Origin of the sequence: Jannaschia pagri (genome assembly GCF_019655435.1) — a bacterium.
Lineage (GTDB): Bacteria > Pseudomonadota > Alphaproteobacteria > Rhodobacterales > Rhodobacteraceae > Jannaschia > Jannaschia pagri.
Window position 1 is genome coordinate 316010 of record NZ_BPFH01000003.1, and the last position, 25652, is coordinate 341661.

A 25652-nucleotide genomic window follows, 5' to 3' on the forward strand; every position below is an offset into this window, starting at 1 on the left:
GTTCACTCGGAGACTTGGGGGACCTAGGAAATGGCGAAAGGCGGACGCGATCTGACGGAGGGGCCCGTGTGGCGTGCCCTTGCAGCCATGTCGCTGCCGATGATGTTGGGCATTGCCGCCGTTATTTCGACGGGTCTGGTGGATTCCTACTTCCTGGCCAAGGTCTCACCCGAGGCGTTGTCGGCTGTGGGCTTTATCTTCCCGGTGACGACGGCCATCTCGTCCTTGTCGATCGGACTTTCTGCTGGCGCCGGTGCAATCATCAGCCAGGCGTTGGGCCGCAAAGAAGACGATCACGATGTCACGCGACGGGGGCTTCACGCGCTTGGTCTTGGTCTGATCCTAGCAGGCGTCGCGGCCGTGGTTTTTTGGCTGGTCGATGAGTACCTGCTGGGCGCCTTGGGGGCCGAGGACGCCGTGCTGGAGGCCGCGCTCCGCTATACCCCGGTCTGGAGCCTGTCGTTCCCGTTCCTCGTGTCCATGATGCTGATCAACGCGGTGTTCCGAGCCCATGGGAACGGCGGCACCTCTGCCATGGTGATGGTCGCGTCGGCCATTGTGAACGTGGGAACAACGCCGGTATTCATCCTGGGGTTAGGTCCTGTGCCGGAGCTTGGCATCATGGGGGCGGCCCTCGGAACCTTGGTCGCCATGGTGGCCGGGTCAGCCGTGGCGTTCTGGCTTGCCTGGCGCGACGGGATTTTGAACCCCTGCTCGGAGCCGCTGAAAGATTTGTGGCGCAACGTGAAAACCATTGCTGGGATTGGTGGGCCTGCGGCCACGTCCAATGCCATCAATCCCGCCGGAATGGCACTGGTGACAGCGGCGGTCGCCACCGTGGGGTCCAGCGCGGTGGGTGGCTTCGGCGCGGCGACCCGCGTCGAAAGCGTGCTCGCCGTTCCGCTGTTGGCCTTATCGTCTGGGATCGGGCCAGTGGTCGGCCAGAACTGGGGGGCAGAAAAGGTGGACCGGGCACGGCAAGCCTTGAAGCTCTGTTTCGGGGTCTCGGTGATCTACGGGTTGACCGTGGCCATTGCCCTGACCTTGTTCGCGCAACCCATAGCGGCGGCTTTCGGCGCGGGTGAAGACAGCACCGAAGCCGCCGCAAGCTATCTCCGCGTGGTCGGCTGGTCCCTGTTTGGCTACGGGATGCTGATCACGGGTAACGCCGCGCTGAACGCACGGTCCAAGTCTGGACATGCCATGACCCTATCTTTGGCGCGGGTGTTGGCGGTCTATGTTCCACTCGCCTGGCTCGGCGTGATGACGTTTGGGTATGTGGGGATCTTGGCTGCGGCGGTGGTGGCCAATGTGTTTGGCGCCTGGGCCACGCTTGTTGCGGCACGGGCCACGCGCCTCCTCGCGACCGAAGCGGCGCCGGTCGCCTGGCCCGCCCGTCACATTCCGGCGTAGGCCCAGATCAGAAGGCCACTTCCGAGGATCACGCGATAGATCACATAGGGCGTGAAACTCACGGAGCGCAGCAAACGCATCATCAGGTGGAGCGCGCCCAGCGCGGCGCCGAATGACAGCACCGCCGCGATGGCGCCATCGCGCGCTAGGTCCGCATTTGCGTCGCGTGCGACCTCCAACCCAAGCAAGGTGCCCGAGGCCAGGATGGTGGGGATCGACATCAGCATGGCGATCCGCGCCGCTTCTTCCCGACCGTATCCCATGGCCCGAGCCCCCGTGATCGTGATCCCAGATCGGGAGGTTCCGGGGATAAGTGCAATTGCTTGCCACAGACCCATCTTGAGCGCCTGGGATAACCTCCAGTCGCGCAGGTCTTTCTCTTCCCGCCCCCGTTGATCCGCCCACAGGAGCAGCAGCCCAAACCCCAGGGTTGTCCAGCCGATGACTGTGACGGATCGCAGGACGTCCGTCCCAATGGTCAGCTTTATCAAAAGGCCTGCGATGATCACCGGGACCGTGGCGATGGCTAAACCCGCTGCCAGACGTTCCTGCGGACCCCATCTGCGCTGGAACAGGCCCAGAGTGCCGCGCAGCGCCTGGGCCACATCGTCGCGGAAGTACAGGACGACCGCCCCAAGGGTGCCAACGTGAACGGCCACATCCAGAAAGGCGCCCTGATCGGCCATTCCTGTGAGGGACGGCAAAAGGATCAAATGCCCCGATGATGAGATGGGGAGGAACTCGGTCACGCCTTGGAGGACCGCAAGAATGAAAAGATGCCAGAGGGCCATGGTGCTCGATTCGTGGTAACGTCCGCACTGTGAATCGCCCCCGCTCGAAGGGAAAGGGGGGAGATAAGACCGGATCGGACCGAAATTTCTGCAGAATCCGACGCGCAACGTCGGCGTCATCACGAGAAATCATAATTTAGGTCATAATTACTGACTTTATATCTGTGATCGCCTTGCGTATAGGGTGGGCTCGGCTAGTAGGAGGGACCGATGGCTGCGAACAAGATGCTCCGTTTTGTGACCGTTGACCGGCAGACGCCCGAGAAGCGGACTGCCGAGGATCGGAAGGAAGACTTCGGTGAGATCTATCGCGAGTTTGCGGCGGAGCGCGCAGCCGAGCAAGCGGCGCGCTGCTCCCAATGTGGTGTGCCCTACTGTCAGTCCCACTGCCCTCTGCACAACAACATCCCCGACTGGCTGCGCCTGACCGCTGAAGGGCGCCTGCAGGAGGCCTATGAGGTCAGCCAAGCGACGAACACCTTCCCGGAAATCTGTGGCCGCATCTGCCCGCAAGACCGCCTGTGCGAAGGCAACTGCGTGATCGAGCAATCGGGGCACGGCACGGTCACGATCGGGGCCGTCGAGAAGTATATCACCGACACAGCGTTTGAGAACGGCTGGGTTCCCTCCATCAAACCGCACAGCGAACGGGCCGAGAGCGTCGGCATCATCGGCGCTGGCCCAGGTGGTTTGGCGGCGGCGGATGTACTGCGCCGCGCTGGTGTGCAGGTCACGGTCTATGACCGCTACGACCGCGCCGGTGGTCTGCTGACCTACGGCATTCCTGGCTTTAAGCTGGAAAAAGACGTCGTGATGCGTCGCAACGATCAACTGGCCGAGGGGGGCGTGACCTTCGCGCTGAACACGGAGATCGGGCGCGACATTACTTTTGAAGAGATCCGCGAAAAGCATGACGCCGTCGTCATCGCGACGGGTGTCTACAAGTCCCGCGATTTGGAATTGGCCAACAGCGGCGCCACCGGCGTCGTCAAGGCGCTGGATTATCTGACCGCCAGCAACCGCAAGAGCTTTGGCGACGCGGTGGAGGTCTTCGACAACGGTGACCTCAACGCCGAAGGCAAACGCGTCGTGGTCATCGGCGGTGGCGACACGGCTATGGACTGCGTGCGCACGGCGATCCGTCAGGGCGCGACCAGCGTCAAATGCCTGTATCGCCGCGACAAGGCGAATATGCCCGGGTCGCAGCGGGAAGTGCAGAACGCCGAAGAAGAGGGCGTGGGCTTCGAATGGCTAACGGCGCCCGCCGGGTTCGAGGCCGCGCTGGCCGAAGCCGACGGCGGTCCCGCCAAGGTGACCGGCGTCAAGGTGCAGCGCATGAAGCTGGGCGAGGCCGATGCCACGGGCCGTCAGCGTCCCGAGATCATCGAAGGCGCCGATTACGTCGAAGAGGCGGATCTGGTCATCAAGGCCCTGGGCTTTGAGCCCGAGGACCTGCCGACGCTCTGGGATCAACCGGAATTGGCCGTGACCCGCTGGGGCACCGTGAAGGCCGATTTCCGCACCCATCAGACGCCGCTGGATGGCGTCTATGCGGTGGGGGACATCGTGCGCGGCGCCTCCCTGGTGGTCTGGGCGATCCGCGATGGTCGCGAGGCCGCCGAGGCGATCCTGGACCGGTTCGCATCCGAGAGCGCGACAATCGCCGCAGAATAACGCCGGCCCAAATCCACCCGCGGAGTGATGTATGATCCGGGTATGACCAAGGGGTGATCTTGGTCATACCTTCCCACCCACGAAACGTCAGCCTTGCTGACCTGTACGAAGGACGCTTGCATTCGCCATGGCTCTGCCCATCGACACCCTGCTGCGCGACGATGAGTTGACGCTGCGCTGGCTCCCCGGCTCCACGCCGCGGATGGTCGTGGTGTTCACGGGCCTCAAGGCGCGCGTGGGTGGCCAGCCCTTGGATGAATTTGCGCGCTCGGCGTCGATGAGCGGCCAGAACAACGTGCTGTTCGTCACGGACGAGCGGGCAAGCTGGTATTCGGCACGGGGTCTCTGGGCGCGGATCGTGCGGTCGGTGCGAACCATCCGCAATGCCGAGGGGATCCGGGAGGTCGTCAGCCTGGGCACCTCCATGGGCGGGTTCGGGGCGCTGCTGCTGCCTCGCGACCTGCGGGTGACGCGGGCCATCGCCTTTGCGCCACAGGTGACGATGGATCGCGCGGTGTTAGACGACATCCGGTGGCCTGACGTGGCCAAGCGCTGGGGCAGCTTGGTGGAGCGGGACCTGCCCGCCACCATGGGGACCACGCGCACGCAGTACTACGTGTCCGCCGGGGGCAATTGCCCGGAGGACCTGGGGCACTTGAACCTGCTGCCTGAGCATAAGCGGGTCCACCGGTTCGTCCTGCCACGCGGGCGGCACAACCTGGCCCGTAGCCTCAAGGACGCGGGCGTTTTGTCTGATGTGATCGCGGCCATTCTGCGGGGCAACAAAGCCCGTGTGGAACGGTTGTATGAGAAATACGCGGAGGTGATGGCATGACCCGTCGCCCATCCGCATCCCTACACTCGGCCCTGGGCCGCTCTGTCGAAGGAGACGCATAATGACCCACTATTTCACGGAATGGGAACGCCAGCAGGTGGAGATGCGCACCAAGATGGACGGCACCAGCCTCTATCATCAGGAGAGCGAACATGCCTCCTGCGGGGTGGGTCTGGTCGTCGACATCCAGGGGCGCAAGTCCCGCAAGGTGGTCGAAGCTGGGATCAACGCCCTGAAGGCCATCTGGCACCGGGGCGCGGTCGATGCTGACGGCAAGACGGGCGACGGCGCGGGCATCCACGTGCAAATCCCCGTGGAGTTCTTCTACGATCAGGTGCGTCGCACCGGGCACGAGCCCCACATGGATCAGCTTCTGGCTGTGGGTCAGGTGTTCCTGCCGCGCAATGACTTCGGTGGGCAGGAGGTCTGCCGGACGATTGTCGAGACCGAAGTGCTGGCCATGGGCTACAGCATCTATGGTTGGCGTCACGTGCCGGTGAACATCGATTGCCTGGGCGAAAAGGCGAACCAAACGCGGCCCGAGATTGAGCAGATCCTGATCTCCAACGCCAAAGGCGTGAGCGAGGAAGAATTCGAACGCGACCTCTACGTGATCCGCCGCCGCATCGAAAAGTCGGCCATCGCGGCGCAGCAGCCGGGCCTGTACCTGGCCTCGCTGAGCTGCCGGTCGATCATCTACAAGGGCATGATGCTGGCCGAACAGGTTGCGGAGTTCTTCCCCGACCTGATGGATGAGCGGTTTGAGAGCGCTTTTGCCATTTATCACCAGCGGTATTCCACGAACACCTTCCCGCAGTGGTGGCTGGCGCAGCCGTTCCGCATGCTGGCCCACAACGGTGAGATCAACACGCTCAAGGGCAACGTCAACTGGATGAAGTCCCACGAGATCCGCATGGCGTCCTCGGCCTTTGGGGACAATGCGTCGGACATCAAGCCGATCGTGCCCCAGGGGGCCAGCGACTCTGCTGCCCTGGATTCGGTGTTCGAAGTTCTCGTGCGGGCAGGGCGGAACGCGCCCATGGCCAAGACGATGCTGGTGCCCGAGTCCTGGTCCCAGGCGGCGGTCGAACTGCCCGATGCTTGGCGTGACATGTATGCCTATTGCAACGCCGTGATGGAGCCATGGGACGGCCCCGCGGCCCTGGCCATGACCGATGGGCGCTGGGTCTGCGCGGGTTTGGACCGGAATGGCCTGCGCCCGATGCGTTATACGGTGTCGGGTGATGGGTTGCTAATCGCCGGCTCGGAGGCGGGCATGGTGCCCGTGGATGAGGCGACCGTGGTCGAAAAGGGGGCTTTGGGCCCTGGCCAGATGATCGCTGTGGACATGGCCGAGGGCCGCCTGCTGCATGATGCGGAGCTGAAGGACGAGCTGTCGAAGGAGCATTCCTTTGGCGATTGGGTCAAGCGGATCACCAACCTCGAAGAGGTGACGGCTGGCGTTACGGAAACCGCTGTCCATGCGGGCGCAGAGCTGCGCAGCCGCCAGATTGCTGCCGGGTACTCCATCGAGGAAGTCGAGCAGATCCTGGCGCCCATGGCCGAGGACGGGAAAGAAGTGCTGGCGTCCATGGGCGACGACACGCCGTCGGCCGTGCTGTCTGAAAAGTACCGCCCGCTGAGCCATTTCTTCCGCCAGGCGTTCAGCCAGGTGACGAACCCGCCGATTGACAGCTTGCGCGAGTTCCGGGTCATGAGCCTGAAGACGCGGTTCGGGAACCTCAAGAACGTGCTGGACGAAGATGGGTCGCAGACCGAAATCTTCGTTCTCGACAGCCCGTTTGTGGGCAATGCCCAATTCCAGGCGATCATGGATCAGATGGGCGAGAGCGTCGTCACCATCGATTGTACCTTCCCGGCCGATGGCGGGCAGGGGGCTTTGCGCACGGCCTTGCAGGAGATCCGTGCCAAGGCCGAGGAGGCCGTGCGTTCGGGCGCTGGGCATCTGGTTCTGACGGACCGGTTCCAGGCCGAAGATCGCGTGCCCATGCCGATGATCCTGGCCACCTCTGCCGTGCATAGCTGGCTGACGCGCAAGGGCCTGCGGACGTTCTGCTCGCTCAACGTGCGGTCGGCGGAATGTATCGATCCCCATTACTTTGCCGTTCTGATCGGCTGCGGGGCGACGACGGTAAACGCCTATCTGGCCCAGGACACCCTGGCCGACCGGATCGAGAAGGGCCTGCTGGATTGCACCCTGACCGAGGCCGTGGCCCGGTACCGCAAGGCAGTGGATGCTGGTCTGTTGAAGATCATGGCCAAGATGGGGATCTCGGTGATTTCCTCCTATCGCGGTGGTCTGAACTTCGAGGCCGTGGGTCTGTCCCGCGCCATGGTGGCAGAATACTTCCCTGGCATGTTGTCGCGGATTTCCGGCATCGGGATCAGCGGTCTGCAAAAGAAGGTAGAACAGGTCCACGCCGCCGGTTGGCGCGGTGGCACCAACGTGCTGCCCATCGGTGGGTTCTACAAGGCCCGCCGCTCGGGCGAAAAGCACGCCTGGGAAGCGCAGACGATGCACATGTTGCAGGCGGCTTGTGACCGTGGCTCCTACGAGCTGTGGAAGCAGTTCAGCCACGCGATGAAGGCGAACCCGCCGATCCACCTGCGTGACCTGTTGGCGATCAAGCCCATGGGCAAGTCCATCCCGCTGGAGGAGGTCGAGTCGATCACCGCCATTCGGAAGCGGTTCGTGACGCCGGGCATGTCGTTGGGCGCCCTGTCGCCCGAGGCGCATAAGCTGCTGAACGTTGCGATGAACCGGATCGGTGCGAAGTCCGACTCGGGTGAGGGCGGCGAAGACCCAGCGCATTTTGTGCCGGAGCCCAATGGCGACAACCCGTCGGCCAAGATCAAGCAGGTGGCCTCGGGGCGTTTCGGTGTGACCGCCGAATACCTGAACCACTGCGAAGAGTTGGAGATCAAGGTCGCCCAGGGTGCCAAGCCCGGCGAGGGCGGGCAGTTGCCCGGCATGAAGGTCACGGACTTGATCGCGCGGCTGCGCCATTCGACCAAGGGCGTAACGCTGATCTCGCCCCCGCCGCACCACGATATCTATTCCATCGAGGATCTGGCGCAGCTGATCTACGACCTCAAGCAGATCAACCCGCGCTGTAAGGTGACGGTGAAGCTGGTGGCAAGCTCGGGCGTGGGCACGATTGCCGCCGGTGTGGCCAAGGCCAAGGCCGATGTCATCCTGATCTCGGGCCACAATGGTGGTACGGGCGCCTCGCCTGCGACGTCCATCAAGTACGCGGGGCTGCCGTGGGAGATGGGCCTGACCGAGGCGCATCAGGTTCTGGCCATGAACAACCTGCGGGAGCGGGTGACCCTGCGCACCGACGGCGGTCTGCGCACGGGCCGTGACATCGTCATGGCCGCCATGATGGGCGCCGAGGAATACGGGATCGGCACCGCCGCCCTGATCGCCATGGGCTGTATCATGGTGCGTCAGTGCCAGTCGAACACCTGCCCGGTGGGCGTCTGCACCCAGAACGAAGAGTTGCGGGCCAAGTTCACCGGCACGGCGGATAAGGTGGTGAACCTGATCACCTTCTACGCCCAAGAAGTGCGGGAGATCCTGGCGGAAATCGGGGCTCGGTCCTTGGACGAGGTGATCGGACGCGCCGACCTGCTGACGCAGGTATCGCGTGGGTCGGCCCATCTGGATGACCTGGATTTGAACCCGCTGCTGATCACCGTCGATGGTGCGGATAAGATCGCGTACAACCGCGACAAGCCCCGCAACGCGGTGCCCGAGACGCTGGACGCTCAGATCGTCAAGGATGCCGCGCGGTTCCTGAACGACGGTGAGAAGATGCAGCTGCAATATGCGGTGCAGAACACGCACCGTACCGTCGGCACGCGGATTTCCAGCCATGTGGTGTCCCAATTCGGGATGCGGAACGGGTTGCAGCCCGATCACCTGACGGTGAAGCTGCAAGGCTCGGCTGGCCAATCGCTGGGTGCGTTCCTGTCACCGGGCCTCAAGATCGAAGTCTCGGGCGACGCCAACGACTACGTCGGTAAGGGGTTGTCCGGGGGCACGGTCGTCGTGCGGCCGCCCATGGCCTCGGCGCTGAAGGCCGATGAGAACGTGATCATCGGGAATACGGTGCTTTATGGCGCCACCGATGGGTATCTGTTCGCCGCTGGTCGGGCCGGTGAGCGGTTCGCCGTGCGCAACTCCGGCGCCTCTGTGGTGATCGAGGGCTGCGGCTCCAACGGGTGTGAGTACATGACCGGCGGTGTCGCCGTGATCTTGGGGGAGATCGGGGGTAACTTCGGCGCCGGGATGACGGGGGGCATGGCCTATGTCTATGACCCTGAGGGCACGGCGCTCAGCCTCATGAACTTGGAAACGCTGGAGACCGGGCCGGTGACGGTCGCCCATTGGGAGACCCAGTTGCGCGGGTTGATCGAGCGGCACGTGGAAGAGACCGGGTCCCGGAAGGGACGCCTGATCCTCGCCGATTGGGAAGAGGAAAAGGCGAACTTCGTCCAGGTCTGCCCGACCGAGATGCTGATCCACCTGCCTGCGCCTTTGTCCGAGGACATGGCAGCGGTTCCAGCGGAGTAACTGGAGCGCCGAGCTCGGGCGGGCCAAGGCCCGGCCTCGCTCGGCGCGCGCCTTCGCGCTATGTCGTTGCTCGGGCGGTATAGCCAGTGGTGATGGGGGAGGGGGCGCTGCCCCCGCGCCTTTGGCGCCCCCCGGAGGTATTTAGGCCGAGAAGAAACGGCCTGGGAGCGCCAGTCCGCATTTCGGGCGCCCACCCTTGACCTGAGGGGGAATCATCGGTTTCTGACGCTTGTGGTCCGGAAAACAGCCAAACCTTCCAAGCGCGCGCGAAAGAAAGCGAAGTCGACCCTGCGGATGCGGTTGACGACGGCCATCCAGCAGGCTGTGCGATGGGTGCGCCGTGGGGTGATGGTGGGTCTTATGCTCGTGGTCCTGTGGGTTTTGGCCTATCGCTGGATCGATCCGCCGACGACTCCGTACATTATTGGCGAGGATGCGCGATTGGCCGGTGTGGCGCGGACCTGGGTGGACCTGGACGATATGGCACCCGTCATGGCGCGCTCGGCTGTGGCGGCGGAGGATGCCAACTTCTGTCGGCACTGGGGGTTTGATGTCTCGGCCATTCGCAGCGCGATCGAGGATGGGGGGACGCGGGGGGCCTCGACCATTAGTCAGCAAGTGGTGAAAAATGTCTTTCTGTGGCAGGGGCGGTCTTGGGTTCGCAAGGCGTTGGAAGCGGGCCTGACACCCTTGATGGAACTGCTCTGGCCCAAGCGGCGGATCATCGAGGTCTATCTTAACGTAGCGGAATTCGACGAAGGTGTCTTTGGAGTTGAAGCGGGGGCACAGGCTTACTTCGGGCGCGGTGCTGGGGAGATCTCCGCCCGGCAGGCGGCCCTAATGGCTGCGGTGTTGCCCAATCCGAAGGGGCGCGATGCGGCGGCCCCGACGGCCTTTCTATCCCGTCGGGCCGCCGCGATTGTCGACGGGGCAGCGACCATTCGCGCCGATGGGCGCGCGGCCTGTTTCGAGGATTGAAAACGAACCGCAGGCGAGGCATTTCGGAGCCATGATCCAGCTCTACCATTTTCCCCTGTCGCCGTTTTGTCGAAAGGTCCGCCTGACCTTGGCCGAGAAGAAGCTGGATGTGGAGCTGATCGACGAGAAGTATTGGGAGCAATCGTCTGAGTTTCTGCGTCGCAACGCCGCCGGTAAGGTGCCCGTGTTGCGGATGGACGGGCTGACCCTGTCTGACAGTTCGGCCATCTGTGAGTACATCGAAGAGACCGTGCCGGAGCCTGCGTTGATGCCGCGCACGCCAGAAAAGCGGGCCGAGGTCCGGCGTCTTGTGGCTTGGTTCGACGACAAGTTCCACGGGGAGGTGACGTCGAAACTGGTCTATGAGCGGATCAACAAGAAGCTGACCCGTCAGGGCTATCCCGATGGGACGAACGTCAAGAACGGGGTGAAGGCGATCAAGTTCCACCTGGATTACATGGGGTGGCTGCTGGATCAGCGCCGTTGGTTGGCGGGGCCGGATTTGACGTTGGCCGATTTCGCAGCGGCTGCGCACTTGTCGTGCTTGGACTATAGCTCAGACGTGGATTGGAACCGGAACGAGGGCGTGCGGGATTGGTACGCCAAGATCAAGTCGCGACCGGCTTTTCGGTCGATCCTGGCCGATGTCGTGCCTGGGTTTCGACCGGCCGCCCATTATGCGGATCTGGATTTCTGAGCGCTCCCCCGATTTCCGGCTGGCCCAGCCTTGGGGGCCCAACATGAGTATTTTTGGACCCGTGATGGGGAGGGGGCGCGCGCTGATCCGGTCGAGGTTGTTAACCTTAATGGAGGGGCTGCCTTGACGGTGAAAGCGCGCCTGGATGCGGCGGCCCGGGCCGCGGGGTTCATCCGCATGGGTGTCTGCGATCCCTCGGCTGTGCCCGATCTGGCGGAGCGTTTGGCCGACTTCGTGACCGAGGGACGGCACGGGCAGATGGCCTGGATGGCGGACCGCATGGCCTGGCGTGGCGACCCCAGCGCGCTTTGGCCGGAGGCGCGGTCTGTCATCATGCTGGCCCATTCCTATGCCCCCGCCCATGATCCGTTAGAGGACCTGCGCGATGGAACGCGGGGGGCGATCAGCGCCTATGCCCAGGGGCGCGATTACCACGACATCGTCAAGAAGGCGTTGAAGCGCGTGGCACGGTGGCTGGTGGCGGAGGCCGCCTGCGAGGTGAAGGTCTTTGTCGATACGGCCCCGGTCATGGAAAAGCCGCTGGCCCAAGCGGCTGGTCTGGGATGGCAGGGGAAGCATACCAACCTGCTGTCGCGGGATTTTGGAAATTGGGTGTTTTTGGGGGCGATTCTTACCACGGCCGTGTTGGAGCCTGATCCGTCAGAGGTCGATCACTGCGGATCCTGTCGGCGGTGCCTCGATATCTGTCCCACCGATGCGTTTCCCGCGCCCTATCAATTGGATGCGCGGCGGTGCATTTCCTATTTGACCATAGAGCATCGCGGGCCGGTTGATCCTGCGCTGAGAGAAGGGCTGGGCAACCGGATCTATGGCTGCGACGATTGCCTGGCGGTGTGTCCTTGGAACAAGTTCGCAGTGAATGCCTCGGACCTACGGTATCATGGGCCCCATCGGGCGCCGGATCTGTCCGAGTTGGCTTGTTTGGACGACGCCGCATTTCGTGCGCGGTTTTCCGGGTCGCCGATTAAGCGGATTGGGCGGGATCGGATGGTGCGAAATGTGTGTTATGCCATCGGAAATTCTGGGGATGCGCAGTTCAAGCCCCTTGTACAGACACTTTGTGATGACCCGGATGCGGCGGTGGCGGATGCCGCTCGGTGGGCGGTGGAGCGGTTATGACAGTCTTGCTGAGTTTTGGGCACGGGTATTCGGCGCGGGCGTTGACGCCGACGCTATTGGCCGACGGATGGGAGGTCATCGGGACGACGCGGACAGCTGACAAGGCGGAGGTCTTGCGCGCCCAAGGCGTGACCCCGGTGCTGTTTGGTGCGCCGCTGGAGGACGCGCTGGGCCGGGCGACCCACCTCTTGGTCTCAGCCGGTCCAGGGGTGGAGGGGGACCCGGTGCTGGTGGCCTATTCGGCTGCGTTAGAGACGCATCTGCGACCCGGTCAGTGGGTGGGATACCTGTCAACAACGGGCGTCTACGGTGATCACGGCGGCGGATGGGTGGACGAGGCGACGCCCTTGTCACCGTCGACGGCGCGGGGGCAGCTGCGGGTCGATGCGGAGGGCGCCTGGCGGGATCTTTGCGCGCGGACGGGCGCCGGGTTGCACATCTTTCGCTTGGCCGGGATCTATGGGCCGGGCCGGGGACCCTTTGCCAAGGTACGGGCCGGAACGGCGCGGCGGATCGTCAAACCGGGCCAGGTGTTCAGCCGGATCCATGTGGAGGATATCGCCCAGGTTCTGGCGGCCAGCATCGCGCGGCCCAATCCGGGGGCGGTCTATAACCTGTGTGATGATGATCCCGCTCCGCCCGAGGATGTTATCGGTCATGCAGCGGAGCTTTTGGGCGTGCCGGTGCCCCCGTCAGAGGACTTCGCCACCGCAGAAATGACGCCCATGGCCCGCAGCTTTTATGCCGAGTCCAAGAAGGTGCGAAACGACCGGATCAAGGAAGAGTTGGGTGTGCAGTTGCGGTTCCCCGACTATCGCGTGGGGCTTGCGGATTTGCTGCGACAGGAGGACGCCGACTGACGACGGGCATTTTCCCGTGCTGGCTTTTGGGGTATGACACTCGAAAAGAGCAGTCAGGGTTTGGGACCGGTTTTTCATGTCGCAGGTCACGCGTCGCGCCGCCATCTTTGGCGGCTTATCCACATTAGCAGCCTGTGGTGGTAAGTTCATCACCTACGACGGGCCGCAGGTCACACGGGTTGAGGTGCAGAAGTCCGCGCGGCGCATGTACTTGTTGCACCATGACCGTGTGTTGAAGGCCTATCGGGTTCAGTTGGGGTTCACCGCCGCTGGCCCAAAGCAGTTCGAAGGCGACGGCAAAACGCCGGAGGGCCGGTACCACATCGACCGGCGCAACCCGAACTCAGCGTTTTATCTGTCCATCGGGATCGACTACCCCAACGCGGCGGACCGTGCCTTTGCGGCGGCGCAGGGCAAAAAGCCCGGGGGGGATATCTTCATCCACGGATGGGGCGATAAACGCCGGGGGCGGTCCAATGATTGGACGGCCGGCTGTATCGCCGTGAAAAACCGTGAAATGAAGACCGTCTATGCCATGGTCCAGAACGGCACGCCCATCGACATTTACGCCTAAGCTGCCGCACCGATGAGGGGTGTCAGGTGCCGATGTTCATCGTCCACCAGATCTTTCCGTTGGGCTCCTGGAAGAAGGCGAAGCCCATGCGGCGGCCCGCGGGGTTCAGGACGATGGAGCTTTTGTCACCGTCCTGCATCCAGGCGGCGATGGTTTCGAGTTCGCTTTCGAAGGATTCCGAGATCATTTCGCCCAGCAGCTGACCGGTGAACCCTACGCGGGACGCCCGATCCAATGGTGACGATCCATCGGACCCGAACAGCCAAGGACGGTTTTGCAGGGACATATCGCGGGAGTGCGTCTCGGCGGCGGCGGTGAGTTCCGGGCTGAGTTCTAGGGGGCTGACGCCGGCGCCTTGGCGCAGGGCGTTCACGGCGTCCAGGGCACGGAAGGGGATGCGGCGGGCGTCGGTGCTCGAAATCCGGTAGAGTTTGGGCAGCGGTTTTCCATCGGGCCCCAGCGTGGGCGGCGGCGGGGCGCAGGCCGCCAGCGCGGTGCTTGCCAGCAAAATCAGAGCAGTGCGACGGTTCATTCGACGGTCCCCCGGAGGTCTGTTCCGGCTTGGACTAGCGCGGAGCAGGGGGTGACGCAAATCCCTGGCTTGACAGAATTGTAACCCTTTGTGGCAGGTTTGCCGCCATGCCCATGGGGGAGGTTGGATTGTGTGCTGCCTTGGGCGTAACGTCGAAGGACGGAGAGCGGCGCGGGCCGCTCGGTCAACGCCGTCTTGCAGGAGGTGTGCATGTCAAATCCGGTCCAACGTCCGACTCGTCGTCAATTATTGCGGTCGGGGGTGGCACTGGCGGCGACCTTGGCCAGTCCGGCGGTTGCTCAGACCCTTCCGGACACCGTCCAGACCCGCGATCCCCTCTCGGCGACGACGCGCCGCAATACCTCTAGCTTTCGGGCGCTGACCTGGCAGCCGTATTTCCCGACTCTGCGCAATGGCGCGATTCTGGTCGATATCCAAAGCCGCGTCCTGCACCTTTGGGAGGAATCAGGGGGATATCGCCTCTACCCGTCTTCGGTCCCCCAATCCGAGGATTTGACCCGGCGGGGTCGGACACGGGTGGTGCAAAAGGTGGTCGGCCCGACCTGGCGTCCAACGCCAAACATGCGTCGCCGCAATCCAGAATGGCCGGCGGTGGTTGGGCCAGGCCCGGACAATCCCCTGGGAACCCATGCGCTCTACCTTGGCTGGACCTATTATCGGATCCACGGAACCCATGACACGCGCAAGATTGGACGCCGCTCATCCTCGGGGTGCATCGGGCTTTATAATGAGCATATTGCCGAGGTTTTCGACCTCACGAAGGTGGGCACGCAAGTGTTGCTAATTTGACGAGAGGGCGGCAAAGCTGCCGATCGGCGTCTGGGTCGGCGTTGCAAACCCCTGCTTTAGCTGCTTAACGAGTCGCACGAGGTACAGTCTTGGGTGCCATATGGTGTGGCAACTGTCGCCTCACCGATGGCGTATCTTGGAGGATATCCTATGAAGAAACTTGCTCTTGCTGCCGCTATGTCGGTCGCTGCCACCGCCGCTTTCGCTGGCAACCCTGCTCCGGCCCCGGTCGAGCCCGTTGTCATCGTTGAGGACACCTCGTCCTCCGCTGGTGGTATCATCGTGCCGATCCTGGCCGTGATCCTGCTTGCCGCTGCCGCTGCTTCGGACTGATCCGACCAGCGTCGCGACCTGTTAGGTTGAGACTTAGGAAAGGGCGTCCCTCCGGGGGCGCTCTTTTCGTTTGGGGCGGCCAGATGGTGAGCCTCCCCAAACGTTTGTCAGGCCGTGACTGTGCTGGCCCGCGCGGCATCCACGGACAGGAGGGTATCCTGATCGCGCATCAGGAACAGCGCTAGAGACGCCGCAAAGACCGGCAGAGACGCGACGAACAACAGATTTCCACCGCCCACGTAGGTCGGCAAAATCGTCGTCAGCGAAACCAGCAACGTACCGGCGTTCATCGCCAGGACGCCGCCGGTCGTGATCATGCGCGCGACGCCTGCGACAAAGGCCAGAAGAAAGGCGATCTGAGCCACCCCGATGGCCAAGACCAGACCGGTTCCAAGGCCGGTGCCATAGTACGTGGCAAAGATCCCCTCGCCAGCATAGGCCGCCGGGTTGGTCACTTTGACCAAGGCCCAGGCCAGCATGAACAGGAATAACGACACACGGATGGAAAACAGCCCGTAGGCAGTAGAACGGGAAGAAAGGGTCTGCATGTGTTTTGGTCCGTCAGTGTTGCGCCCGCTCGGGATGAGGGGGCTACGACGGAGGTGGGCCGCCGCGCGGGCCCGGTCATCGTGTCACACGGCGACGTGATCTGAGACCGCCCTGCGCGAAAACGAACAAAAAAGGACCCCCGGCGCCACAGGGGCACAGGGGGTCAAGGTGCACCCGCCGGACATTGGACAGCGGGCGCAGGCGGTAACTTGGTGTTGGTTTTAGCTGAGGCGTTTGCCCGCCATCTCGTCGCGGATCTGCTGGCGCAGGGCGTCGATGGGCACGCGCTTGCCCTCGCGTTTGAAGTGCCAATAGGTCCAGCCGTTGCAGGAGGGCGCCCCTTCGCAGGCGGCACCGACCTGGTGGATCGACCCCTTATGGTCCTTGCCCACAAGCGTGCCGTCGGCGCGAACCTTGGCGCGGAAGCGACCGTTACCGGACAGCAGCTCTTCACCAGGCCGCAGCATGCCACGCTCGACCAACTGGCCGAATGGGACGCGCGGTTCAGCCCGTTTGGAGGTTGTCACTTCCAGGGCGGCCTTCTCGTAGGGGCGGACGTCGGCGATGCGTTGGGTGGCGAGGGCGCGGTAGTCGTCCTCGCGCTCGATCCCGATGAAATGACGTCCCAACATCTTGGCCACGGCGCCCGTGGTGCCGGTGCCGAAGAAGGGGTCAAGGACCACATCGCCCGGGTTCGTTGTGCTGAGCAAAACGCGGTGCAACAAGCCTTCGGGCTTTTGTGTGGGATGGGCCTTTTCGCCACGTTCGTTCTTGAGCCGTTCGTGCCCCGTACAAATCGGAAAGGTCCAGTCGGAGCGCATTTGCACACCTTCGTTCAGGGCCTTCATCGCCTCGTAATTGAAGGTGTATTTCGACTTTTCGGATTTGGACGCCCAGATCAGTGTCTCATGGGCATTGGTCAGGCGTTTGCCGCGAAAGTTCGGCATGGGATTGGTTTTGCGCCACACCACATCGTTCAACACCCAAAAGCCAGCATCTTGGATGGCGGCGCCCACCCGAAACACGTTGTGATAGCTGCCGATGACCCAGATGGCGCCGTTTGGCTTGAGGACACGACGCGCGGCCCGCAGCCAGTCGCGCGTGAACCGATCATAGGCGGCGAAGGTGTCGAACTGATCCCAGTGATCGTCGACCGCATCCACCTTTGAGTTGTCGGGCCGGTGCAGATCGCCCCGCAGTTGCAGGTTGTAAGGTGGGTCGGCAAAAATCAGATCGACAGACGCCTCTGGGAGCGCATCCATCGCCGCCACGCAGTCACCAGCCAATATTGTATCGAGCGGAAGCGCGGGGGCCTCCGGGGTAGGTCTTGCCATGTCTGTCGCCTCATGCGGCGCCCTCATTTGTCGGGGTCGCCTTTGTGTGAGACCAAGATGACGGGCTGTGGATGAATGGTCCACAACGGGAATGGGGCGGAATTGGGGCGCCTTTCACCTACAACATGTTGCGTATCGGTGCGAAGCTTCTCCGATGATGTTGTGTGACGCCATACTCAGCGAGACCCAACCGATGGGCGGCGGTGCCATAACCCATATTCGTCTCCCAACCGTAGCCGGGAAATTGTTGCGCCAGGGTAACCATGCCCTGATCTCGCCTTGTTTTTGCCAGAACCGATGCTGCTGCGATGGACAATGATCGCCCGTCGCCGCCTTTGATCGTGTCCCGTGGACAATCGACCCAGGCCGGGCAATCGATGCCATCTATCAGCAAGTGATCGGGGGCCTGGGGCAATGCCGCCACGGCGCGCCGCATGGCCAGATGGGTGGCCTGCCGGATGTTGAGCGCGTCGATTTCCGCGACAGAGGCCTCGCCGATGCCGATGAGGCAACAGGCCTCCAAATGTGGCACAAGGGCCTCGCGCCGCTTGGCGCTGAGTTTTTTGCTATCGGTCAGGCCGTCTGGGGTCGGCCCCGTCAAGATGACGGCGCAGGCGGTGACGGGTCCGGCCCAGGGTCCGCGCCCCACTTCGTCCACACCCGCAATGACACGCGCGCCCTGGGCTTGGGCGGCGTGCTCGTAACTCAGATCGGGCGGGGGGGCGGCGAGACGGGGCATACCCCGCTTGTACGTCGCCTCGGGGTGCGGTCAACGGCGTGCCATGGCCCAGCCTTCACGCCGCAAGCATCCCCGCCCATAAACCGTGCGCAAGCCGCGGTCGGTGTTCACGCGACGGATGCATTGGGGCGGCAAGCTGCCCGGACGGGCCACATGTCGTTGCATGCACCGGGCGCCGTAGGCCAGGACCTGTCCTCTGTTGGTGTTAAGATAGCGAGCACACCGATCCGGGACGCGATTGACGCGGTTGTTGTGACGCGGTGGCGTGTGGCGCGCGTGATCGTGGCTGTGCCGGGCGTTGCCGCCGGAATGACGGTGCCAGGTGCCGTCGCGGTGACGGTGGTGGTGGTGTACGCCCGGGCGGTGCGTCTGATTGCGCGTGGCGCTGTGATCGCGCCGGTCGTTTCGCCGGTCGATGGCTTCTTTCAGAACATAGAGCGCGGCCAGGCCGCCCAGGACTTTTGCCACATCCTCGGCGTCAGCGCGGGCTGGGGCGGTGGTCATCGGCAGGGCGAGCGCGATGGACAGGATCGCGGCAGAGAGTTGTCGGAACATGGGGGCACCTCGTGCTTGGGTGGGATGGATGCCACCTGGGTGCCGAACCGTCCCGCTGCGCCTCAATATCAACGCCATGTCATCGCCTATCGCCGGGGTTGTTATTGCCTGCGCGGCCCCGGTCGCCCAAGGTTGACCCATGAGATATCTGGTCCCCCTCCTAGGTGCGCTGCTGCTGAGCGCGACCGCAGCGCAGGCTGAGTGCTACGCCGACTATAAGGCCAAGCAGGACAATCCCCTGCGCCTGCATTATGGTGTCATGCAGATTCCTGACAGTGCCTGCTCCGCAGGGGCCGCTGCGGGCGTTGTCGCCGGTCGGTTGCAAGACGGTTGGCAGTTGCTGAACGTCGTCTCTGTCTTCGGCCCAGAGGGTCTATCCGAGAGGAGAGCCAGTGCAGGCGCCTTCTTCCTCCGTTACTGAAACGCGGGCTGCCTCGGCCCGGATCGTCGGATTTGGGATTGCCGCTATCGTCGTCATCCTGCTGGCGGCGGCGGTGTTTCTGTTTGCGACCTTGCCCGATGGGAACGCGTTCAACGCGCGGGTGGAGCGTCTGTTCGTGGAACAGGACCTCACCACCCAGGCCGAGATCGGATTGTTGGAGGTGCTGGCCCAATCGGGCACGGCCTTCTCCGAGGTTCTCGTCAGCTACCGGATGGTGATCTTTGTGCTGCTGGTCTTTGCGACGGCGCTGCTGATCGCCTGCGTGGTCCTGTTGGTGGCGGTGGTCACCTTGAACCGCCGCATGGGAGAGATCGAGCGGTCGGGGATACAGGTCACGTCACTCGTGCTGGCGCGGGCCGAGAATGCGGTGATGCTGAACGACATTGAGCTGAAGCTGACCGATGCCGCCATGGAGACGCTCAGCGTGTTGGCAGAGGCCCGCATTGACGGGGATATGCTGACCGGTGCCCAGATTGAGGCCATGATTTCCGGCAAGGCCGAGGCGGATTGCGACGAGGCTGCGGGCGCCACGCGGATCAAACGGCTGCGCGATGCGCTGGGTAACCAAATCGTGACTCATCTGCTGATCCGCAACATCACCCGCCAAGGCTACGTTTTGGCGTTGGATCCGAAGGTTATCCGCATGGTCTGATCGCAACGGTTGCAGGCCGATTGCGCTCAGGGCCTTTTCAGGACGTCCCATATGGACAAGGGTTCCGGCCATTGTATCGGGACAATTGGGGTGGGACATGCGACGGGTGGCTTTGGCGGCGTTGGGCCTTTGGCTGGTCATTTGTACGGCAGGGGCCGCGCAAGAGGCGCGATCCTTCCGTATCGCGACGGCTGGCACCTTCGGGACGTACTTCCCCATCGGAGGTTTGATCGCCAACGCCATTTCCGCGCCCCCTGGATCACGGCCCTGCGAAGATGGCGGCGCCTGTGGTGTGCCGGGTCTGACGGCCACAGCGATCACAACAAACGGATCCGTTGCCAATGTCGAACTGGTTGCCGAAGGCCAGTTGGAGAGCGCCTTTGTCCAGTCCGATGTGGCCACCTGGGCCCATTCGGGCACGGGGATTTGGGCGCCGCGTCCGCCGGTTGAGGGGCTGCGCGCCATTGCGAACCTGTACCCGGAATCCATGCATGTGGTCGCCTCCGCCGACAGTGGGATCACCTCGCTCGGGGATCTGGTGGGCAAACGTGTGTCATTGGATGAGCCGGGGTCCGGCACGCTGGTCGAGGCGGAGATCATTTTGCGCGCGGTTGGCATCACCCAAGCGGATGTCTCGGCCCAGTTTCTCAAGATAGAAGACGCTGCCGCCGCCATGCGGGCGGGCACATTGGACGCGTTTTTCTTTTCCGGAGGCTACCCCGCCAAGGCAATCACGGAGCTTGCCGAGGATATGGAGATCACTCTGGTCCCCTTCGACGAAGACGCGACCGAGGTCATTCTGGTTGAACATGAGTTCCTGGCCTATGACGTGATCCCCGCCGGGGCCTATCCCGGTCTAACCGATGATATCTGGACCATAGGCGTCAATGCGCAGTGGGTCACCCTGGCCAATCAGTCAGAGGATCTGATCTACGAAATCACCCGCGCCCTGTGGAACAGCACGACCCGTAGACTGCTGGACGGCGGTCATGAGAAGGGCGCGCTGATCACGACGGAGACTGCTTTGGACGGCGTAGGGATCCCGCTGCACCCTGGGGCGGAGCGGTTTTACGGCGAAATCGGCATCCTGAATTAGCGCTGGGGCGCTGCGCTCCTTACTACTTCCGTTAGGCGCCTGGAACGGTGACAACCCGCGTCTCTGCCCGCTGGGCCAAGGTCACGAGGTGGTCGGGCAGGTCCGCGTCGGTGAACAGGGCGTCCAACTCGTCCAACCCGCAGGTGGTGATTGGCGCCTTACGCTCCAGCTTGGATTTGTCGGCCACGGCAAACACCTGTCGCGCGCGGCGGATCGCGGTTTGGCTGACGGTGATTTCTTGCTCGTCGAAATCTAGCAGGTCCCCGTCCTGGTCCAAAGCCGAACAGCCGATCAGGGCATAGTCGAACTTGAACTGCCGCACCGTCTCAACGGCGAACCCCCCCATCAGGCCGCCGTCCGTCCGACGTAGCGTGCCACCCGTCACGACGATCTCGCACTGCCGATGGGAGGTGAGAATATTCGCGATGTTGAGGTTATTGGTGACAACCAGCAGATCTTCATGGTCGCGGAGCGCCGTAGCCACCGCTTCGGTCGTGGTGCCGATGTTCATGAAGATCGAGGATCCATTCGGGATTTCTGCGGCGCAGGCCTGGGCGATGGCGCGTTTGCCCGCGTCATTCAACTGCCGCCGTTCCTCATAGACGATGTTCACCACGCCCGAGGGCACGATGGCCCCACCGTGGACGCGCTCCAACTTGCCCACATCGGACAACTCCGACAGGTCTCGTCGGATGGTCTGGACTGTGACGTCAAAGCGTCGGGCTAGGTCGTCAACGAGGACTTTGCCGTCCCGACGGGCCTGCTCAAGGATCTCTGCTTTGCGAAAATTAGTGACCACCGGTCCCCCCGAACATATCGGTTGCACGTTATATGGGGCGCGCGACGTCCGTCCAGTGTAGGGGCTGGAAACCTCGTTCCGGTGAGCCATATCTCTCTGATACAAAACTGAAATATCCATCGGGCGTCGTAAGGCGGCAGCGCCTGTGCCTAGTGCGTTCGACCAGAAAGGAAAGAAAACGAACATTCGTTATTGACGATTGGTTCCATATGCTGTTCGTTTGCCCGTGCAAAGGATGCGGGGAGGCACCATTGTTGAGCAACGCAGACCAAACCAGCGCTCACGCCGATCCCGGCCCAGATGGATCGGAGGCGCGCTAGATGTCCCTGGAACTGCGGCAAGTGGCCAAGTCTGTTGACGGGCAAACCCATATTCATCCCACCGACCTCACGTTGACGGCAGGCACCATGAACGTGCTGCTGGGGCCTACGTCATCTGGCAAGACATCGCTGATGCGCCTGATGGCCGGGCTGGATGTGCCCAACTCGGGTCAGGTGTTTTGGAACGGCGAAGATGTGACTGGCCTGCGGGTCCAAGATCGCGGCGTAGCCATGGTTTATCAGCAGTTCATCAACTACCCGTCGATGACGGTCTACGACAATATCGCCTCGCCCATGCGCCTGCTGGGAAAGACCGCGTCAGAGATCGACGCGGCGGTGCGCAAGGCAGCCGACCTGATGCAATTGTCCCCCATGCTGGACCGTAAGCCCCTGGAATTGTCTGGCGGGCAGCAACAGCGTTGCGCCTTGGCACGGGCATTGGTGAAGGACGCGGGCCTTGTCCTGCTGGATGAGCCGCTGGCCAACCTGGACTACAAACTGCGCGAAGAATTGCGGGCCGAGATCCCGAACATCTTCCAAGAGGCGGGCTCGATCTTCGTCTATGCGACGACTGAGCCGGAGGAGGCGCTGCTGCTCGGTGGCAACGTCGCCACGCTGTGGGAGGGCCGGGTGACCCAGTTCGGGCCAACGCCCTCGGTCTATCGCAAGCCGGTGGATGCCACGACGGCGCGGGTGTTCAGTGATCCGCCTATGAACTTCCTCGACATCCGCAAATCCGGCGACCGGCTGCTGTTCGGCGATGGCCAAGCCGCGCCTGCCACGGGCGCCCTGTCGGCCCTGGCCGATGGCACCTATCGCGCAGGCTTCCGCCCCAACCACCTGGAGCTGGCGAAACACGTGGCCGACGCCATGGAGTTCACCGCCACCCTCGCCGTGACCGAAATCACCGGGTCGGAGACCTTCGTCCACCTGGATCACCACGGCCAACGCTGGGTCGGGCTGATCCATGGGGTGCGGGACCTGACCCTGGGCGCGGATCTGCCGGTCTATCTCGACCCCGCCCATGTCTATGTTTTCGCGGAGAGTGGGGCCCTCGTTGCCCCGGCCGCCTATGCCGAGGCTGCCTGACCCATGGCCAAGATCACCCTCGATAACCTGGCGCATTCCTACCTGCCCAACCCCACGTCCGAGGATCAGTTCGCGCTGAAGCAATTGGACCACGACTGGGTCGACGGCGAAGCCTATGCCCTGCTCGGATCGTCGGGCTGCGGCAAGTCAACGCTGCTCAACATCATCTCGGGCCTGCTGCATCCGTCCCAGGGGCGGATCCTGTTCGACGGGCGCGATGTGACACACGCGCCCACGGCGCAGCGCAACATCGCCCAGGTGTTCCAGTTCCCCGTCGTCTACGACACGATGACCGTGCGCGATAACCTGGCCTTCCCCCTGCGCAACCGCGGGGCGGACGCGACCTATGTGGCCAACCGGGTGCAACAGATCGCGCAGATGATCGGCATGGAAGACATGCTGAACCGCAAGGCCCGCGGCCTGACGGCAGATGCCAAGCAGAAGATCTCTCTGGGCCGTGGCATGGTCCGTGAGGATGTGAATGCCCTGCTGTTCGATGAGCCACTGACCGTCATCGACCCCCACATGAAGTGGGAGTTGCGCACGCAGCTTAAGTCGCTGCACCAGCAGTTCGGCCATACGATGATCTACGTCACCCATGACCAGACCGAGGCGCTGACCTTCGCCGACAAGGTGGTGGTGATGTACGACGGCCGCGTCGTGCAGATGGGCACACCGCAGGAGTTGTTCGAACGGCCGGAGCATACGTTCGTCGGCTACTTCATCGGCTCGCCCGGCATGAATGTGCTGGACGCGACGGTCAAAGGCGACCGCGCCGTGATCGGCGGGACTGAGATCGCGCTGGGTAAGGCCTTCGGGACGCCGTCGGGCAAGATCGAGCTTGGCGTCCGGCCAGAGTTCACGCGGCTCAGCGCGGATGAGGGCCTGCCCGCCAAGATCAAACGCGTCGAGGACGTGGGCCGTCATAAGATCGTCCGCACGGATGTTTTCGGGACCGAAGTGAACGTGATCCTGGCCGAGGGTGAAGGGATTTCCCCCGCCGCCAACCGCGTCGCTTTCGCGCCCGAGGGGGTCAACGTCTACGCCGACAGTTGGCGTATCAAGGCCGAAGGGGAAGCGGCATGAACAAGACCGTCAATCAAAAGGCCTGGTTCCTGGTCCTGCCCGTCCTGGTGCTGGTGGCCTTCTCGGCGGTGATCCCGCTGATGACCGTGGTCAACTACTCGGTCCAGGACACCTTCGGGAACAACGTATTCTTCTGGGCGGGTCTCGAATGGTTCGAAGAGATGCTGTCGAGCGACCGCATGTGGGACGCCCTGGGCCGACAGATCGCCTTTTCCGCCATCATCCTGGCCATCGAAATCCCACTGGGCATCTTCGTGGCGTTGAACATGCCGAAGTCCGGGTTCTGGGCGTCCTTCTGCCTGGTGCTGATGTCCCTGCCGCTGCTGATCCCATGGAACGTGGTTGGTACTATCTGGCAGATCTTTGGCCGCGTGGACATTGGCCTCTTGGGCTACACGCTCGACGCGATTGGCATCAATTACAACTACACGCAGGACTTCTACGCCGCCTGGGCCACGGTCATCGTGATGGATGTCTGGCACTGGACCTCGCTGGTGGCGCTTCTGGCCTATGCCGGTTTGCAATCGATCCCCGATGCCTACTACCAGGCCGCCAAGATCGACCAGGCGAGCCGCTGGAAGGTGTTCCGCTACATCGAGCTGCCCAAGATGATGGGCGTGCTGATGATCGCGATCCTGCTGCGGTTCATGGACAGCTTCATGATTTACACGGAGCCTTTCGTAGTCACCGGGGGCGGGCCGGGCAACTCGACGACCTTCCTGTCGATTGACCTGGTTAAGATGGCCCTGGGGCAGTTTGACCTCGGTCCCGCCGCCGCCTTCTCGATCATGTACTACCTCGTGATCCTTCTGATTTCCTGGGTGTTTTACACCGTGATGACCAACCTCGACAAAAGGGACGGCGTGTGATGACCGATACCGCTCAAGCCCCCGGCGCGGCTTCGCTCCCCGGTCGCGCGACCGAAGCCCCCGCCGTCGCCCGCCGCAAGTTGCCGATCAAAGGCAGCGTGGTGGTGATGACCCTCTACCTCGTGTTCCTGCTGCTGCCGATCTATTGGCTGCTGAACATGTCGCTTAAGACGAACACGGAGATCTTGAACTCCTTCACGCTGTGGCCGCGCGACCTGACCTTCGCCAATTATGCGACGATCCTGACGGATCCGGCGTGGTATTCGGGCTACATCAACTCGCTGATCTACGTGTCAATCAACGTGGTGATTACCTTGGTCGTGGCCCTGCCTGCTGCCTATGCCTTCAGCCGCTATCACTTCATGGGTGATAAGCATCTGTTCTTCTGGCTGCTGACCAACCGCATGGCGCCGCCCGCCGTCTTCGCGTTGCCGTTCTTTCAGCTGTATTCGAGCGTGAACCTCTTCGACACGCATATCGCGGTCGCTCTGGCGCACTGCCTGTTCAACGTGCCACTGGCGGTTTGGATTCTCGAAGGCTTCATGCGCGGCGTCCCGAAGGAGATCGACGAGACGGCCTATATCGACGGCTATTCTTTCCCGCGCTTCTTCGTGAAGATCTTCATGCCCCTGATCGCTTCCGGCATCGGTGTGGCCGCCTTCTTCGCCTTCATGTTCTCCTGGGTGGAACTGTTGCTGTCGCGGACGCTGACCTCGGTGGATGCGAAGCCCATTGCGGCGACCATGACCCGCACCGTCGGTGCCGCAGGGATCGACTGGGGCGTGCTGGCGGCTGCGGGGGTGCTGACCATCGTGCCGGGTGCCTTGGTGATCTATTTCGTGCGCAACTACATCGCGAAGGGCTTTGCCCTGGGGCGGGTGTAAG

General features: G+C 63.0%; 25 protein-coding genes. 18 read left to right on the top strand and 7 right to left on the bottom strand.

Features of this window, described 5'->3' with window-relative positions:
• Positions 1–30: 30 nt before the first annotated feature.
• The gene (locus K5R33_RS09620) at positions 31–1413 is read left to right on the top strand and encodes an MATE family efflux transporter (RefSeq protein ID WP_220748809.1); all 1383 of its coding nucleotides are present in this window, start codon (positions 31–33) and stop codon (positions 1411–1413) included.
• Here the strand turns inward: K5R33_RS09620 and K5R33_RS09625 are convergent.
• Positions 1398–2204: an undecaprenyl-diphosphate phosphatase gene (locus K5R33_RS09625; protein WP_220748810.1), complete on the bottom strand. Its 807-nt coding sequence runs from the start codon at positions 2202–2204 to the stop codon at positions 1398–1400. The two genes, K5R33_RS09620 and K5R33_RS09625, sit on opposite strands and share 16 nt — an antisense overlap.
• A 210-nt stretch (positions 2205–2414) precedes the next feature.
• On the opposite strand from K5R33_RS09625, the gene K5R33_RS09630 reads away from it, so the two are divergent.
• From K5R33_RS09630 to K5R33_RS09665, 8 genes are all read left to right on the top strand, one after another.
• The gene (locus tag K5R33_RS09630) at positions 2415–3878 is read left to right on the top strand and encodes an NAD(P)-dependent oxidoreductase (RefSeq protein ID WP_220748811.1); all 1464 of its coding nucleotides are present in this window, start codon (positions 2415–2417) and stop codon (positions 3876–3878) included.
• A 127-nt stretch (positions 3879–4005) separates the two neighbouring features.
• Complete coding sequence (locus tag K5R33_RS09635) at positions 4006–4713, top strand: hypothetical protein (protein WP_220748812.1); 708 nt, start codon at positions 4006–4008, stop codon at positions 4711–4713.
• A 61-nt stretch (positions 4714–4774) separates the two neighbouring features.
• A complete protein-coding gene (gene gltB / locus K5R33_RS09640) occupies positions 4775–9313 on the top strand; it encodes a glutamate synthase large subunit (RefSeq protein WP_220748813.1) in 4539 nt (1512 codons plus the stop codon).
• 294 nt (positions 9314–9607) lie between these two features.
• Positions 9608–10291 carry a monofunctional biosynthetic peptidoglycan transglycosylase gene (mtgA, locus tag K5R33_RS09645; protein ID WP_220748814.1) on the top strand — a complete coding sequence of 228 codons (684 nt, stop codon included), beginning with the start codon at positions 9608–9610 and terminating at the stop codon, positions 10289–10291.
• 31 nt (positions 10292–10322) lie between these two features.
• On the top strand, positions 10323–10988 hold the full coding sequence (fzlA, locus tag K5R33_RS09650; RefSeq protein ID WP_220748815.1) for an FtsZ-binding protein FzlA: 666 nt from the start codon (positions 10323–10325) through the stop codon (positions 10986–10988).
• 177 nt (positions 10989–11165) lie between these two features.
• Positions 11166–12128 (top strand): tRNA epoxyqueuosine(34) reductase QueG, encoded by a 963-nt coding sequence (gene queG / locus K5R33_RS09655; RefSeq protein ID WP_220749066.1) that lies wholly within the window; start codon positions 11166–11168, stop codon positions 12126–12128.
• Positions 12125–12988, top strand: a complete 864-nt coding sequence (locus K5R33_RS09660) for an SDR family oxidoreductase (RefSeq protein ID WP_220748816.1) — start codon at positions 12125–12127, stop codon at positions 12986–12988. The genes queG and K5R33_RS09660 overlap by 4 nt, the downstream gene beginning before the upstream one ends.
• A 76-nt stretch (positions 12989–13064) precedes the next feature.
• Positions 13065–13562, top strand: a complete 498-nt coding sequence (locus K5R33_RS09665) for a L,D-transpeptidase family protein (RefSeq protein ID WP_220748817.1) — start codon at positions 13065–13067, stop codon at positions 13560–13562.
• Between the two features lie 22 nt (positions 13563–13584).
• Here the strand turns inward: K5R33_RS09665 and dalA are convergent, their stop codons facing one another.
• A complete protein-coding gene (dalA, locus tag K5R33_RS09670) occupies positions 13585–14094 on the bottom strand; it encodes a divisome-associated lipoprotein DalA (RefSeq protein ID WP_220748818.1) in 510 nt (169 codons plus the stop codon).
• A gap of 210 nt (positions 14095–14304) precedes the next feature.
• On the opposite strand from dalA, the gene K5R33_RS09675 reads away from it, so the two are divergent.
• Together K5R33_RS09675 and K5R33_RS09680 are read left to right on the top strand one after the other, a co-directional pair.
• Complete coding sequence (locus K5R33_RS09675; protein WP_220748819.1) at positions 14305–14904, top strand: L,D-transpeptidase; 600 nt, start codon at positions 14305–14307, stop codon at positions 14902–14904.
• 150 nt (positions 14905–15054) lie between these two features.
• Positions 15055–15237 (top strand): hypothetical protein, encoded by a 183-nt coding sequence (locus K5R33_RS09680; RefSeq protein ID WP_220748820.1) that lies wholly within the window; start codon positions 15055–15057, stop codon positions 15235–15237.
• Between the two features lie 107 nt (positions 15238–15344).
• On the opposite strand, the gene K5R33_RS09685 is transcribed toward K5R33_RS09680, so the two are convergent.
• The 4 genes from K5R33_RS09685 to K5R33_RS09700 form a co-directional block, all read right to left on the bottom strand.
• Positions 15345–15785 (bottom strand): hypothetical protein, encoded by a 441-nt coding sequence (locus K5R33_RS09685; RefSeq protein ID WP_220748821.1) that lies wholly within the window; start codon positions 15783–15785, stop codon positions 15345–15347.
• A 222-nt stretch (positions 15786–16007) separates the two neighbouring features.
• Positions 16008–17120: a site-specific DNA-methyltransferase gene (locus tag K5R33_RS09690; RefSeq protein WP_220748822.1), complete on the bottom strand. Its 1113-nt coding sequence runs from the start codon at positions 17118–17120 to the stop codon at positions 16008–16010.
• Positions 17121–17238: 118 nt separating this feature from the next.
• A complete protein-coding gene (gene rnhB / locus K5R33_RS09695) occupies positions 17239–17859 on the bottom strand; it encodes a ribonuclease HII (RefSeq protein WP_220748823.1) in 621 nt (206 codons plus the stop codon).
• Positions 17860–17889: 30 nt separating this feature from the next.
• A complete protein-coding gene (locus tag K5R33_RS09700; protein WP_220748824.1) occupies positions 17890–18414 on the bottom strand; it encodes a hypothetical protein in 525 nt (174 codons plus the stop codon).
• Between the two features lie 139 nt (positions 18415–18553).
• Between K5R33_RS09700 and K5R33_RS09705 the strand changes: the two genes are divergently transcribed.
• From K5R33_RS09705 to K5R33_RS09715, 3 genes are all read left to right on the top strand, one after another.
• Entirely contained in the window at positions 18554–18835 is a 282-nt protein-coding gene (locus K5R33_RS09705; RefSeq protein WP_220748825.1) for a hypothetical protein, read from the top strand.
• Positions 18807–19508 carry a winged helix-turn-helix domain-containing protein gene (locus K5R33_RS09710; RefSeq protein ID WP_220748826.1) on the top strand — a complete coding sequence of 234 codons (702 nt, stop codon included), beginning with the start codon at positions 18807–18809 and terminating at the stop codon, positions 19506–19508. Before K5R33_RS09705 ends, K5R33_RS09710 begins: the two co-directional genes overlap by 29 nt.
• A 97-nt stretch (positions 19509–19605) precedes the next feature.
• Positions 19606–20604, top strand: coding sequence for a TAXI family TRAP transporter solute-binding subunit (locus K5R33_RS09715; RefSeq protein WP_220748827.1), 999 nt, complete (start codon positions 19606–19608; stop codon positions 20602–20604).
• A gap of 31 nt (positions 20605–20635) precedes the next feature.
• Here K5R33_RS09715 and K5R33_RS09720 read toward each other — a convergent pair whose 3' ends face one another.
• Positions 20636–21403 carry a DeoR/GlpR family DNA-binding transcription regulator gene (locus K5R33_RS09720; protein WP_220748828.1) on the bottom strand — a complete coding sequence of 256 codons (768 nt, stop codon included), beginning with the start codon at positions 21401–21403 and terminating at the stop codon, positions 20636–20638.
• 320 nt (positions 21404–21723) lie between these two features.
• On the opposite strand from K5R33_RS09720, the gene K5R33_RS09725 reads away from it, so the two are divergent.
• From K5R33_RS09725 to K5R33_RS09740, 4 genes are read left to right on the top strand one after another with little or no spacing between them, the layout of a single operon-like run.
• Positions 21724–22812: an ABC transporter ATP-binding protein gene (locus tag K5R33_RS09725; protein WP_220748829.1), complete on the top strand. Its 1089-nt coding sequence runs from the start codon at positions 21724–21726 to the stop codon at positions 22810–22812.
• A gap of 3 nt (positions 22813–22815) precedes the next feature.
• Positions 22816–23898, top strand: a complete 1083-nt coding sequence (locus K5R33_RS09730) for an ABC transporter ATP-binding protein (protein WP_220748830.1) — start codon at positions 22816–22818, stop codon at positions 23896–23898.
• The gene (locus K5R33_RS09735; RefSeq protein WP_220748831.1) at positions 23895–24767 is read left to right on the top strand and encodes a carbohydrate ABC transporter permease; all 873 of its coding nucleotides are present in this window, start codon (positions 23895–23897) and stop codon (positions 24765–24767) included. Before K5R33_RS09730 ends, K5R33_RS09735 begins: the two co-directional genes overlap by 4 nt.
• Positions 24767–25651, top strand: coding sequence for a carbohydrate ABC transporter permease (locus K5R33_RS09740; RefSeq protein ID WP_220748832.1), 885 nt, complete (start codon positions 24767–24769; stop codon positions 25649–25651). The genes K5R33_RS09735 and K5R33_RS09740 overlap by 1 nt, the downstream gene beginning before the upstream one ends.
• The last annotated feature ends 1 nt before the right edge of the window (position 25652 follow it).

Bases quoted from the DNA above. Each gene is read 5' to 3' on its own strand.
- K5R33_RS09625 (WP_220748810.1), bottom strand. From the start codon at position 2,204: ATGGCCCTCTGGCATCTTTTCATTCTTGCGGTCCTCCAAGGCGTGACC.
- K5R33_RS09725 (WP_220748829.1), top strand. From the start codon at position 21,724: ATGTCCCTGGAACTGCGGCAAGTGGCCAAGTCTGTTGACGGGCAAACC.
- K5R33_RS09660 (WP_220748816.1), top strand. From the start codon at position 12,125: ATGACAGTCTTGCTGAGTTTTGGGCACGGGTATTCGGCGCGGGCGTTG.
- K5R33_RS09675 (WP_220748819.1), top strand. From the start codon at position 14,305: ATGTCAAATCCGGTCCAACGTCCGACTCGTCGTCAATTATTGCGGTCG.
- K5R33_RS09635 (WP_220748812.1), top strand. From the start codon at position 4,006: ATGGCTCTGCCCATCGACACCCTGCTGCGCGACGATGAGTTGACGCTG.
- K5R33_RS09715 (WP_220748827.1), top strand. From the start codon at position 19,606: ATGCGACGGGTGGCTTTGGCGGCGTTGGGCCTTTGGCTGGTCATTTGT.
- K5R33_RS09700 (WP_220748824.1), bottom strand. From the start codon at position 18,414: ATGTTCCGACAACTCTCTGCCGCGATCCTGTCCATCGCGCTCGCCCTG.
- mtgA (WP_220748814.1), top strand. From the start codon at position 9,608: ATGCGGTTGACGACGGCCATCCAGCAGGCTGTGCGATGGGTGCGCCGT.
- rnhB (WP_220748823.1), bottom strand. From the start codon at position 17,859: ATGCCCCGTCTCGCCGCCCCCCCGCCCGATCTGAGTTACGAGCACGCC.
- K5R33_RS09685 (WP_220748821.1), bottom strand. From the start codon at position 15,785: ATGCAGACCCTTTCTTCCCGTTCTACTGCCTACGGGCTGTTTTCCATC.
- K5R33_RS09680 (WP_220748820.1), top strand. From the start codon at position 15,055: ATGAAGAAACTTGCTCTTGCTGCCGCTATGTCGGTCGCTGCCACCGCC.
- K5R33_RS09620 (WP_220748809.1), top strand. From the start codon at position 31: ATGGCGAAAGGCGGACGCGATCTGACGGAGGGGCCCGTGTGGCGTGCC.
- K5R33_RS09665 (WP_220748817.1), top strand. From the start codon at position 13,065: ATGTCGCAGGTCACGCGTCGCGCCGCCATCTTTGGCGGCTTATCCACA.
- K5R33_RS09705 (WP_220748825.1), top strand. From the start codon at position 18,554: ATGAGATATCTGGTCCCCCTCCTAGGTGCGCTGCTGCTGAGCGCGACC.
- K5R33_RS09690 (WP_220748822.1), bottom strand. From the start codon at position 17,120: ATGGCAAGACCTACCCCGGAGGCCCCCGCGCTTCCGCTCGATACAATA.
- K5R33_RS09740 (WP_220748832.1), top strand. From the start codon at position 24,767: ATGACCGATACCGCTCAAGCCCCCGGCGCGGCTTCGCTCCCCGGTCGC.
- K5R33_RS09735 (WP_220748831.1), top strand. From the start codon at position 23,895: ATGAACAAGACCGTCAATCAAAAGGCCTGGTTCCTGGTCCTGCCCGTC.
- dalA (WP_220748818.1), bottom strand. From the start codon at position 14,094: ATGAACCGTCGCACTGCTCTGATTTTGCTGGCAAGCACCGCGCTGGCG.
- fzlA (WP_220748815.1), top strand. From the start codon at position 10,323: ATGATCCAGCTCTACCATTTTCCCCTGTCGCCGTTTTGTCGAAAGGTC.
- K5R33_RS09630 (WP_220748811.1), top strand. From the start codon at position 2,415: ATGGCTGCGAACAAGATGCTCCGTTTTGTGACCGTTGACCGGCAGACG.
- queG (WP_220749066.1), top strand. From the start codon at position 11,166: ATGGGTGTCTGCGATCCCTCGGCTGTGCCCGATCTGGCGGAGCGTTTG.
- K5R33_RS09730 (WP_220748830.1), top strand. From the start codon at position 22,816: ATGGCCAAGATCACCCTCGATAACCTGGCGCATTCCTACCTGCCCAAC.
- gltB (WP_220748813.1), top strand. From the start codon at position 4,775: ATGACCCACTATTTCACGGAATGGGAACGCCAGCAGGTGGAGATGCGC.